Source organism: Streptomyces apricus (genome assembly GCF_008369065.1).
Taxonomy (GTDB): domain Bacteria; phylum Actinomycetota; class Actinomycetes; order Streptomycetales; family Streptomycetaceae; genus Streptomyces; species Streptomyces apricus.
Genome location: NZ_VDFC01000041.1, coordinates 1 through 11,296 on the forward strand (window position 1 = coordinate 1; position 11,296 = coordinate 11,296).

12 protein-coding genes and 1 pseudogene are annotated in these 11,296 nt (G+C 70.0%); 8 read left to right on the forward strand and 5 right to left on the reverse strand.

Translation table 11 applies throughout. The features are described 5' to 3' along the window. From FGF04_RS17975 to FGF04_RS17990, 4 genes are all read left to right on the forward strand, one after another. Positions 1-191 (forward strand): transposase (locus FGF04_RS17975; protein WP_149512347.1); only part of this gene is annotated, 191 nt, incomplete at its 5' end. Between the two features lie 67 nt (positions 192-258). Beyond that, positions 259-663, forward strand: coding sequence for a DUF6153 family protein (locus FGF04_RS17980; protein WP_149512354.1), 405 nt, complete (start codon positions 259-261; stop codon positions 661-663). A gap of 129 nt (positions 664-792) precedes the next feature. Continuing rightward, a complete protein-coding gene (locus FGF04_RS17985; RefSeq protein WP_149512355.1) occupies positions 793-1,437 on the forward strand; it encodes a DUF305 domain-containing protein in 645 nt (214 codons plus the stop codon). A gap of 164 nt (positions 1,438-1,601) precedes the next feature. After that, positions 1,602-2,141 (forward strand): DUF4396 domain-containing protein, encoded by a 540-nt coding sequence (locus FGF04_RS17990; protein WP_149512356.1) that lies wholly within the window; start codon positions 1,602-1,604, stop codon positions 2,139-2,141. A gap of 137 nt (positions 2,142-2,278) precedes the next feature. On the opposite strand, the gene FGF04_RS17995 is transcribed toward FGF04_RS17990, so the two are convergent. Together FGF04_RS17995 and FGF04_RS18000 are read right to left on the reverse strand one after the other, a co-directional pair. Beyond that, positions 2,279-2,848, reverse strand: a complete 570-nt coding sequence (locus FGF04_RS17995; RefSeq protein ID WP_149512357.1) for a maleylpyruvate isomerase N-terminal domain-containing protein — start codon at positions 2,846-2,848, stop codon at positions 2,279-2,281. Positions 2,849-2,907: 59 nt separating this feature from the next. Further along, positions 2,908-3,462, reverse strand: a pseudogene (locus tag FGF04_RS18000) (MerR family transcriptional regulator); the annotation flags it as partial. 1,492 nt (positions 3,463-4,954) lie between these two features. Between FGF04_RS18000 and FGF04_RS18005 the strand changes: the two are divergent. Then, a complete protein-coding gene (locus tag FGF04_RS18005; protein ID WP_149512358.1) occupies positions 4,955-5,689 on the forward strand; it encodes a Crp/Fnr family transcriptional regulator in 735 nt (244 codons plus the stop codon). Positions 5,690-5,777: 88 nt separating this feature from the next. Beyond that, on the forward strand, positions 5,778-6,290 hold the full coding sequence (locus tag FGF04_RS18010) for a hypothetical protein (RefSeq protein ID WP_149512359.1): 513 nt from the start codon (positions 5,778-5,780) through the stop codon (positions 6,288-6,290). A gap of 516 nt (positions 6,291-6,806) precedes the next feature. Here the strand turns inward: FGF04_RS18010 and FGF04_RS18020 are convergent. The 3 genes from FGF04_RS18020 to FGF04_RS18035 form a co-directional block, all read right to left on the reverse strand. Continuing rightward, on the reverse strand, positions 6,807-7,178 hold the full coding sequence (locus FGF04_RS18020; RefSeq protein WP_149512360.1) for a winged helix-turn-helix transcriptional regulator: 372 nt from the start codon (positions 7,176-7,178) through the stop codon (positions 6,807-6,809). 208 nt (positions 7,179-7,386) lie between these two features. Next, positions 7,387-8,526 (reverse strand): DUF4185 domain-containing protein, encoded by a 1,140-nt coding sequence (locus FGF04_RS18030; protein WP_149512361.1) that lies wholly within the window; start codon positions 8,524-8,526, stop codon positions 7,387-7,389. Between the two features lie 28 nt (positions 8,527-8,554). Continuing rightward, positions 8,555-9,238 (reverse strand): PepSY domain-containing protein, encoded by a 684-nt coding sequence (locus tag FGF04_RS18035; protein ID WP_149512362.1) that lies wholly within the window; start codon positions 9,236-9,238, stop codon positions 8,555-8,557. A gap of 124 nt (positions 9,239-9,362) precedes the next feature. Here FGF04_RS18035 and FGF04_RS18040 point away from each other — a divergent pair, with 124 nt between their 5' ends. Next, a complete protein-coding gene (locus FGF04_RS18040) occupies positions 9,363-10,031 on the forward strand; it encodes a response regulator transcription factor (protein ID WP_149512363.1) in 669 nt (222 codons plus the stop codon). After that, positions 10,028-11,296: histidine kinase dimerization/phospho-acceptor domain-containing protein (locus FGF04_RS18045; RefSeq protein ID WP_149512364.1), on the forward strand; the 1,269-nt coding region annotated here is incomplete at its 3' end. The genes FGF04_RS18040 and FGF04_RS18045, both read left to right, overlap by 4 nt.

Below are 11,296 nucleotides of genomic sequence, written 5' to 3' on the forward strand. Positions count from 1 at the left end.
GCCAGGCCGAACTCCCGGCCTGGAAGGAGGAACACAATGCCTCGCACCGCAAGGTCCGCGCCCGCGTGGAGCACGTCTTCGCCCGTATGAAGGGCTGGAAGATCCTCCGCGACTGCCGCCTGAAAGGCGACGGCGTTCACCACGCCACGCTCGGCATCGCCCGCCTGCACAACCTCGCCCTCGCCGGGTGACGCAGAAACCAGCAGGTCACCGAGCATGCCGTAGATCATTTACGGGACAACCCTTAGGATGGGGGTCATGGTCACCGGCTCTGCGTCGCGTCGCCGCCCGGCAGGGCGGCTGCTGACGCTGCTGGTAATGACCGTGCTGGCCGGCGTACTGGGCATGCACGGTCTGGGGCCGCACGGGGCGATGCCCCCGGCGTCCTCACCGGCCGCCCACCCGATGGCGCTGACGCACGCGGACCCGGTGCCCGAAGCCGGCGCCCCGTGCGCGCACCTGAACGGCGGTACGGGCCATCTCGCCCATGCGGACGCGGCGTGCGCGGCGACCGGGACGAGCTCCCCGTACATGCCGCCGGCCCTTTGCGCGACGCTCTCCGACGCTCCGGTCTGTGCCATGAATGCGGCCGGCGCGCCCGGGACGGTGACCAGCGGCAGGGCTCCGCCCGACCTGTCCGAACTGCAGCTTCTGCGGATATAGAGCAGCCCGCACGGCACCCATCCTCCCCGGCCAGAGCCGGACCGGATCCGCTCCGGGTGCCGTGCTCCTGCCTGCTCTCAACCAGACCGCCCGCATGCCGGCTTCGGCATGCGCGAAGGAGTTGCACCCATGAACAGCACGCGTTCCCTCTTCCGCCGCGGCGCCGCCATGGCCGCCGTCTGCGCCGCCTTTGTGGCGCTGGCCGCCTGCGGCTCGACGGACCACGACGGCCACCGCTCCACGTCGGCATCGGCGTCCGCCACGGCATCGGCATCGGCATCGGCATCGGCATCGCAGGGCGAGCACAACGCGGCCGATGTCGCGTTCGCGCAGGGGATGATCCCCCACCACCGCCAGGCCGTCGAGATGGCCGATCTCGCATCCGGCCGCGCCGGCTCCGGCCAGGTCAAGAAGCTGGCCGCGGACATCAAGAAGGCCCAGGACCCCGAGATCAGGACGCTCTCGGCCTGGCTGACCTCCTGGGGTGAGAGCGTGCCCTCCCAGGACGCCATGGACCACTCCACGCACGGCATGGACGCTATGGACGGCATGATGACCGGCCACGACATGGCCGAGCTGGAGAAGACGTCGGGCACGGCGTTCGACACCGCTTTCCTCCAGATGATGATCAAGCATCACAAGGGGGCTGTGAAGATGGCGAAGACAGAGAAGACCGACGGCGCCTACGCTCCCGCCACGAAGATGGCCGACCAGATCATCACCTCGCAGAGCGAGGAGATCAACACCATGAACGAGCTCCTCAACAAGAGCTGACCTCTAAGCCACCACAGGGGCGTGCCCGCCGTTTGACGGGCACGCCCCTTGGCACCCCCACCTACACCTGAAATACCCCCGGGGGGTATAGCGTTAGAGGAACGGAAACGAACCGACACCGAAACCGACACGGGCACCGTTGGATGGACAGGGGGAAGACGACCATGGACCACAGCGCACACCACCACGACACCGGCACCGGCGCTGCACACGACCACGACCACGACGCGCACCGGAATTCCCACGGCCACAGTCATGACCACGCCGGTCCGGTCACCTGGGCGGCGGCCGCGAAGGCGACCCTGCACTGCCTGACCGGGTGCGCGATCGGCGAGATCCTCGGCATGGCGATCGGCACGGCTTTGATGTGGAGCAATGCCGCGACCATGATTCTGGCCATCGCGCTGGCCTTCGTCTTCGGTTACTCCCTGACCCTGTTCGCGATCCGCAAGGCGGGCCTGGGCCTCAAGAGCGCGATCAAGGTGGCGCTGGCCGCCGACACCGTCTCCATCGTCGTCATGGAACTCGTCGACAACGGCATCATCGCGCTGGTCCCCGGCGCGATGGACGCCCACTTGGACGAGACCCTCTTCTGGACGTCGCTGCTGGGCGGCTTCGTCATCGCCTTCCTGCTCACCACTCCGGTGAACCGATGGATGATCGGCCGAGGCAAGGGCCACGCGGTCGTCCACGCCTACCACTGACCACGCCGCACCCGGAAAACGCTCCGGCCGCCGCCTAGGACGCCGGTCCCGGCGGCTACGCAACCGCGCTGCACCGCCTCGTGCAGGCCCCGGCCGTCCAGCGCTCCGAATGCCCAGGCTCACCGGGTTGAGTGTGTTCAGTCGGGCCGTGCCGCCTTCCACGTCCACGACGTCCGGCGGGACAGACCATCCAGGTCCCCTCGTCCGGTGCACCACAGCAGCACGGGGACGGGCTCGCCGGGCGGGGCGTCGGGGAACAGCCGGTCGAGTACGGCCGCGCAGAGCGGTGCCGGCGGCAGCCAGTCCACGCCCAGCCCGCGGGTGATGTCCTGGGTGTGCAGCAGGATCTCGGCGACGCCCATCGCCGCGAACCCCGTCGGGTCGCACGGGCCCCAGTGCCAGGCCCGCAGGGACGGCTCGGCGGTGGCCAGCGCGCTGGCGAGCAATCCGCCGCAGGCGGCGGCCACCTGCAGTACTTGAGCAGGCGAGGCGGTGGGGCGCACGCGCACATCGAACAACAGGTAGGCGTCGGCCGGACGCACGGCGAGCTGCCCTGCGTAGGCCAGCAAGTCGTGGCCGATGTGCGCGGCCGTCTGCCGGCAGCTCCACTCCAGCGAGCCGGCCGGCACCGTCCAGTCCTCGCCCGTGCGGGGCCCCAGCACCTCCAGCATCTGCGCCACGGCGGCCTGAACATCTTGGTGGTCCATGAACGGTGCTCCTCGCAAGGCACATCGTGACGGGCTGCGCTGTTTGCTCAGGCCGCGTTTCAGGCGGCGGGTGGGTCCTGGGCGGACAGTTCTTCCGCCAGTTCCATGCAGCGCAGGCGGGCGGGGGAGAGGTCGTAGGGCATCTTGCCGGTGACTTCGACGACGCTCATGGAGTCGGCCTCCCGCCGACCCGGGCGGAGGCCGGCCGCGCCGGCGCCGTCATCGACGATGGCAGTGGCGGTGGCAGGGTGCAACGTGTCCCAGGCGTCGAAGAGGGCATCGTCGTCCTCGCTCAGGCCGGACTCCTCGATGACAGCCTGCAGGACGCTTTCGAAGGCGTGCCGCTCGGCGGCCACTTGGGTCACTCGCGGATCGTCGACGGCGACACCGTCATCGAGTGCCTCCTCGGCGTCATCGATGCGGTCACAATCCGCCCGCAGGGCAGGATGCGTGGCCAGGACGACGAAACGGGTGGCCTGCAGGGCGGCGCCGAGCGGGCCGAAGATCCGCTCGGTGACCAGCAGAGTGTCCAGGTCCGCCTGGCGCAGGGAGCCCTTGGGCAGGTTCTTGAGGCGTTCGGTGACCAGATCGCACAGCAGGCCCGTCCGGCTGCCCCCGCGGCCGGCCCAGAGGTCGAATTCTTCCCGGCGGCTGCCTGTCGAGAGGCGGACAGCGTGGCGCAGCGCACCCGCTCGTACGTCAGTTCCCAATGCGGGCGGGCTGGTTGGGGTGGCCGTGGCGCTGGTGCCGGGGGAGGCGCTAGAGGTGAAGGCTGCCGATGGGAGTGCGCGGGGCGCAGGAGGGGCGCGTGTCAGCTGGGAGTTTTTTCACGCTGCGTGTCCAGGTGATCGGTGACTGTGCCGGTCGCGCCCCGGTTGTGGATCTTGGCCGGTGTGCAACTCGCGGGTAGGGGAGGGGAGCTGACGGGGCGGGAGTTTTTGCCAGGAGGCCGGTGTGGGGCCGGTGCGGCGGGAAGCGTGTACAGGGCCGCGAACGGCCGGTCAGGGTACTAGTCGACATTTGCAGTACTTATGTGTTGCCTCGAAAGTTTCCGCTGCCATTCCAGTCGTATGCAAGGCCGATAGATATTCCTGTGACGTCGGCTCTTGACCTGGAATTTCCTTCCGCATGTGAGGATTCGGGCATGGTCAGGAATGGGGGTTGCCGGTTCCGCTTCGGGTGTTGCCTGCACTCTGTCCGGTGCAGGTGGCCGGTCGGGCGCGTCTGCGCCTGACTGAAAGTGGTGGGTCTTGAACGGTGCCGGTTCGTTGATAGCGTTGTCATGTTCGGGCTGCGGTGGAGTTGCATCACTCACGTATGGGCAAAAAGGGCGAAGCGGCAAACCGGTCGGACGGCTCGGGAGTGCGACCGCGCAGGGGGCTCTTCGTAACAAACCCCTCCTGGGGAGGCGTCTCCCTGGCCGGTCGGCGCCGTCTGGCCTGGAATAACTAGTCAGGAGTGCCCTTGCCCGCATGGAGGGTGTTAGCGTGGCAGTGGTCTGAACCTTGGTGGGTCCGGACCTTTCCGGGAGGTCTTGAGGGTGGTGCCTCAGGACCTCCCGTTTTTGCTGCCGGTTTGCTCCTGCGCCACCCTCCGGTCATACGAGAAAAAACCTTTCGGAAGCCCGTATGCATATGCGGGAAAAGGCTCCCGGAAATCTCTCGAAAAGCGCTAAGCGTTGCCTGTACCGGCCTGCCGTCCGGCCGTTCGTAACAATCCCCTGCCCATAAGGGTTTCCGGGCATGATCATTATTCTGTGGGAGGCATTCGAAAGTGCGAGTGGCTCTTCACTCCTGCCGAGGGGTACTTTGAGTCCGTTCACCATCGCCATCACCTGACTGGGCCCACACCACCCGGTCGCAGCCGCACTTCCCGGAAAGGACACCGGACCCACCACGCCGGGCCCCGCTGCTCAGTGGGGCCCGGTACAGCAACACAACGAGGAATCAGACCAGCCATGCACACCGTCAACGCTGGCGGCGTCATACCGCCGTCCTGCCGCGGATCCCGCGGCACCTCTTCAGTGACACATCGTCACGACCGTTCCTTACGGGGCGTGCGCGCCGGTGCGTGCTCCCCCGCGGCCACCGCAGCGGGAGCGTGAGGATGCCACCCACCCTCGAAGCTGCCCGGCCCATCGACCTCCAGGACAACACCGGCATGCCGGAAGGGAGCTTCCCTTCCGGCATGAGCGCCGGCACCTGGCAGCGCCTGCTGCAGGCAGGACTGCGCAGCCGCCGGTTCAACCAGGGCGACAACCTCCCGATGGGACGCACCGACCGGAGCGTCTACATCATCTGGGAGGGCGCCGTGAAACAGGAGCGCTTCCCGCTCGGCACAGGCGACAACCTCCCCACCGTCACCAGGTTCAGGGGACGCGGCCAGGTCGTGGGAGAAGCCAAGCTCATCACCCCCGACGACTCCTCCGTACGCACCCAGTGCCTGACCCGGACCGTCGTCATCCCCTGCGAAGAGGGCTCCTTCAACGCACTGCTGCGCCAGCGGCTTGAGATCCAGCGCGCCCTTTTGCGCAGCCTCGAAGCGCGCAACCGCAGCGACGAACTCCTCTACACGCTCATCCGGCCGCCCCTTGAGCGCGTCGGCCGGCTCCTGGTCCACCTCGCCGACACCGCCGGCGCCCCCGACCCCGAGACCTCCCACCGCACCGTCATCTCCGGCATCACCCAGAAGGACATCGCAGCCGCTCTCCAGATCGGCGTCTCCACCACGGAGAACGCGCTGCGGACCCTGCGCTACCACGGCGGCATCGTCGAAGCCCGCTACCGGCAAATCGTCGTCAACGACGTCGACAAGCTGCGCCACTCCGTCCCCGGGCACTGACACCACCCCGGTTCACCGGACCCACCACCGGCGCCGTCCTTCCGCTCCCCGCGGCGGGCGGCAGCCAATTTCTGAACGGAACAACAGCATGATGACCAGCACCACGCTGGCGATCGGCACCAGCGCCGGCACCCTCGCGGTGACCGCCTGCGCCGCCCTTCTGACGGGCGTCCTCGCCACGTACACCCTCCTGCACCACCAGCAGGTCTTCGCCTGGCTGCAAAAGGTCCGCCACAACGACCAGGCCAGCGCCGAGCTCGACAACCCCGACCAGTGGCTCGCCGACCTCTACAAGGCCCAGTGCCGCCTCACCCAAAAGCCCTGCTGCATCGAGGACTTCGAGGACATCGCCCAGATCACCAACATGATCAAGGGCGTCGTCGACCACACCGGAGCCATCCGCCCCGACCTGACGAAAATCATCGAGCGCGTCGAGGAGTACCTCGCCACCGCCCTGCCCGAACTGCCCTCCTCGGCAGTGCCGCCACCCGAACACCGCTCCCGGCTCGCCAGAGCCATGAAGCAGGAGAGCGCGCGCATCGAACTGGCGCGGGCCGTGGTGGCGGGCCAGCACCAGATCACCCTGCTCCGCCGCGGCTGACCACCCACCACGGACCAGCCCTGCAAGCACCCGCAGAACGAGGACGCCGCGCTCCTGCCCGCGCGGCGACGCCGGACAGCAGGACAGCTCCGGGCCGGGAGCCGTCCGCTGCCCGCGGCGCGGTTGTGGGCGGCGGTCAGGCGGCAACGCCCACCGCTGCTTGGCGTGTCCAGACCGCGGGGTCATGACTGAGTTGTTCGATCAGCGTGGGTGGGGCGGCCGGGTCCCGGACGGCCAGCCGGCGGTAGGTGCCGCCCGGACGTGGTGCTGGCCGACCGCAGCTACGACCACAACAAGTACCGCCGCCTGGTCCGGGACCTGGGGGTGAAGCCGCTGATCGCCTGCCGCGCCACCGAGCACGGCTTCGGCCTGGGCGCCCAACGACGGTTCTTGGAAGGCGCGTTCGCCCATCTGCACTGGTTCCGCCGCCTGCGGATCCGCTGGGAGATCCGCGACGACATCCACGAAGCCTTCCTCACCCTGGGCTGCGCACTCATCTGCCGGCGACGGCTGCGCTCACTCCGAGGGGCACTGGACGGCGGTGCATCGGGCTTCCTGGGCTGCCATGACCTCATCGCCATGCTCGAAGGCCCACGCTCCGACTGCGTCGATGGGCGCCAGCAAAGTCCGGCCCAGGGCGGTGAGTTGGTAGTCGACGCGTGGTGGCGCTCCGGGGTGTGCCCGCCGCTGCACCAGTCCGTTGGACTGCAAGCGCCGCAGGGTCTCGGTGAGGACCTTGGAGCTGATCCCTCCGATCCGCTCGCGTAGTTCGACCGGGCGTCTGGGACCGTCGCGCAGGGCCCAGAGCACCACGGCGTTCCAGGTGTTGGACAGGAGGTCGAAGGCCAGGCGAGCACGGCAGTCGGCGAGGAAAGCGTCGGTCGGCACGTACCAAATGGTGCCCGACAGGCCCTCTAGCGTCGTTGCGAATGGTCCGAGCAGGTCGTGGGAGGAAATGCGTGATGAGAATCGGCGTACTGGGCACGGGCAACACGGCGGACGCGCTCGCCACCCACTGGGTCCGTTCACCGGTGGGGAGGAGCCGGCCGGGGTGGCGCGACGGTGAGGAAGGCGCCGATCGTCCACGGCATCACCATCAGAGGGCAAGACCGCGAACGCGGAATTGCATGACGCGGTAGGGCCATCCCGTCTCGGTGTTCCACTGGCTCACCGACAGGTGGAGGTCGTCGGGCGTTGATCCGGGAATGACGTAGCCGCCGTACAACTGCGCCACGTGGGTGTCGTCCTCGTTGCCCCAGGACGTGCCCCACAGCAGGGTACGGCGGTGGGCGGTGCGCAGGTTCGCCGTGGGGTGGTCCGCGACCAGGCCCTCGATGCGGTAGTCGCCCTGGTTGAACCAGGTCAGGATCCATCGGCCGTCGAGCAGCCGCAGGCACAGCTCGCCGAAGGTGCCGTCCAGGACGGGCGTGGGTGTGTTGCCCCAGGCCCAGCGGCCGTCGGGTCCCCGTCCCCACGGCTCGTAGGCGCCGGGGTCCGCCAGCCGGTCGGGACGGATGCGGTGCAGGATCACCGGCTTGTTCCGCTGGAACCCGGTGGACAGGACGTAGACGTATCCGTCGTTGCCGAGGGCCCAGGTGAGCAGTTGGAACATGCCGCCGTGCAGGTTCGGGGCGAACACGGCACCGGTGGGGTTCCAGGTCGCGCCCAGGTCGTCCGATCGCCAGATCTCGGTGCGCACCACGTTGCCGAGCCCCTTGTTCATCATGACGTGCAGATACATGGTGTTCCCGAGGGTGATTACGTCGGACGGCAGCACGGTGGAGTAATCGGCGTTGTCATGGTCGTAGGGCCACAACTGCCGGGCGTGCCGCCCGCCCACCGCGCCGGTCCAGACGACTGGGCCGCCGCGGCCGTCGAAGCGCCCGTACAGCGCGACGGGCGAGCGCCACCACCCGCCGCCGGATCTGGCGTCCTCGAAGGTGTCGCCGAAGACGAACAGGAGCCGGCCGTCGGGCGTTTGTACGGGCACGCCCAGGTCGGTGGCCTCCATACGGAACCGGGTGGTGAGACGCGGGCCGGTGAGGTCGGCGACCTTGGAGACGTGGAGGGGGCCCGCGGCCGCGGGGGCCGGGGTGCGGAGCAGCGGACCGCCCCCGCAGGTCGCGGCCGTGGCGGCCGCTCGCAGGAAGCCGGCCCGGCTGAGGTGGACCGGGCGGATCGGGCGGATCGGGGTGTGGGGCGCAGGTGAGGCGCTGTCCGGTGTGCTGTCGTGCATGAACGGGGCGGCGGGGGCGAGAAAGGTATTAGTCGTCCGAGTCGCGGTCCGCGGTCACCGCCGCGGACTTCGCGTCCACCTTCCACTCCTTCTCGGTCCCGTTCGCGGCCGTCGTGTCGACGTCCCACGCGGACGTGCGCCCGTCGTCGTCCAGGTCGACCGACGTGACCTTGCCCTTCGCCGCCCCGGCCTCCGCCGCCTCGACGGCCGTCACGGACGTGCCCTTCAGCGCGGCCCGCGCCTCGGCCGTGTCGTCGGCGTCGTCGTCGTTCTCGGCCTGCGAGCCGAGCACCTTGCCCGTGCCCGGGTCGATCCGCACGCTGTGCCAGGCGCCGCCCGAGGACAGCACGTCCACGTCCCACACCACGCTGCTGCCCTCGTCGTCCAGGTCGGCCGAGACCGCCGTGCCCGGGATGCTCTTCAGGGCCGCCCGGATCGCGTCGGCGGCGGTGACCTCGGCGGCCTTCGCCTTCGCGGCGTCCTCGGCCCTGTCGGCCTTGTCGTCGCGGTCGTCCCGGTCGTCGTCGGCCGAGTCATTCCGGTCGTCGTCACGGTCGTCCCGGTCGTCGCGGTCGTCGTCCGCGACCCGCACGCCGGACTGCTGCTGCTTCGCGGGCGCCTCGTCGTCACCCGTGACGGCGAGGGCCGTCGCCGTACCCCCTCCGACGAGGGCGGCGACCGCGACGGTGGCGATGACGATGTTGCGCTTCATGGGGATTCCTCCGCTATCAGGTGGTCCGGTGCCTTTCGACGTGTTCCAATCTGGCCGGTCGACGCTGAAGCGGACCTGAAGCACCCTGAAGGCTTCTTCAGGTTCCGTTTGGGACTCTTTACGCATGCGCCTGTTGATCGTGGAGGACGAGAAGCGGCTGGCCCTGTCGCTCGCCAAGGGCCTGACGGCCGAGGGGTACGCCGTGGACGTCGTCCACGACGGCCTGGAGGGGCTGCACCGGGCCGGCGAGGGCACGTACGACCTCGTCATCCTCGACATCATGCTGCCCGGGATGAACGGCTACCGGGTGTGCGGCGCCCTGCGCTCCGCCGGCCACGAGGTGCCGATCCTGATGCTCACCGCCAAGGACGGCGAGTACGACGAGGCGGAGGGCCTGGACACCGGCGCCGACGACTACCTCACCAAGCCGTTCTCCTACGTCGTCCTGGTGGCCCGGGTGAAGGCGCTGCTGCGGCGGCGCGGGCCCTCGGGCGGGGGCGGGTCGCCCGTGCACGTGCTCGGCGGGCTGAAGGTCGACACCGCCGCCCGGCGCGTCCACCTGGGCGAGGACGAGGTCGTGCTCACCGCCAAGGAGTTCTCGGTCCTCGAACAGCTCGTCGTGCGGGCCGGCGAGGTGGTCTCCAAGGCGGAGATCCTGGAGCACGTCTGGGACTTCGCGTACGACGGCGACCCGAACATCGTCGAGGTCTACATCAGCACGCTGCGCCGCAAGCTGGGGGCCACGCTGATCCGCACCGTGCGCGGCGCCGGCTACCGCCTGGAGGCGAGGTGAGGCGGCTGTTCGGGTCCGTACGGGCCAGGGCGACGCTCGCCGCGAGCGTCGTGGTGGCGGTCGCGCTCGCCGCCGCGGGCGCCGCGGTCCTGCTGTCGCTGTGGACCAACCTGAGCGAGCAGGCGGGCACGGAGGCCGAGCGCACCGCCCGTACGGTCGCAGGCGACCTGGCGACCGGCAAGTCCTACGCCGCCCTGTCGCTGGACGACGACGACAAGCCGGTCCAGGTCGTGGACGCGGCCGGGAGGCTCGTCGCGGTCACCAAGGACCTGGAGAGGATCAGCGGCACGGGGCTCGACCGGGTCAGGCCCCAGGCCCCGGGCGCGGTCACGGGCGGCACGGGCGACACCGGCGGCGGCACGGACGCCGATGCCGATGCCGACGACGACAGCGACGGTGACGACGCGGGTGACGCCGCCGCCGGTGACGACGACCCGTCCGAGGCCGGCGACATCGGCGACGCCTCCTTCGCCAACGGCTCCGCCACCATCGACGGCGACACCGCGGACTACCGCTTCGCCACCGTGCCCGTGGAGATCGAGGGGAGGGGCGAGCTCACCGTCCACGCCGGTGCGCCGCTGACCGCCGAGCAGGAGGCGGTGAGCACGGCGCTGACCGTCATCCTCATCGGGTTCCCGCTGCTGCTGGCCGTGGTGGCCCTGGTGACCTGGCTCGTCACGCGCCGGGCGCTGCGCCCCGTGGAGGACATCCGGGGCGAGATGGCGGCGATCACCGCCTCCGAGGACCTGACCCGGCGGGTCCCCGTGCCGGACACGCACGACGAGGTCGCGCGGCTGGCCCGGACGACCAACGAGACGCTCGCCGCCCTGGAGCAGTCCGTGGAGCGCCAGCGTCGGTTCGTCGCGGACGCCTCGCACGAGCTGCGCAGCCCCATCGCCTCGCTGCGCACCCAGCTGGAGGTGGGCGCCGCGCACCCGGAGCTGCTGGACGTGGACGGGGCCGTCGAGGACACCGTACGGCTGCAGCGGCTGGCCGCCGACCTGCTGCTGCTCGCCCGCCTCGACGCGGGGGAGCGGCCGGCGGACGCGCGCTTCGACCTGGCCGCGCTCGTCCGCGCGGAGGCCGGGCAGCGGACCGGGGACCGGGTCCCGGTGTCCGTGAGCGCGGACGCCGCCGTCGACGTGAGCGGCTCGCGCGGGCAGCTGGTGCGGGTGCTCGGCAACCTGCTGGACAACGCGCAGCGGCACACGCGGTCGACGGTCGCCGTGACGGTGCGGCGGGCGGGGGAGTGGGCGCTGCTGGAG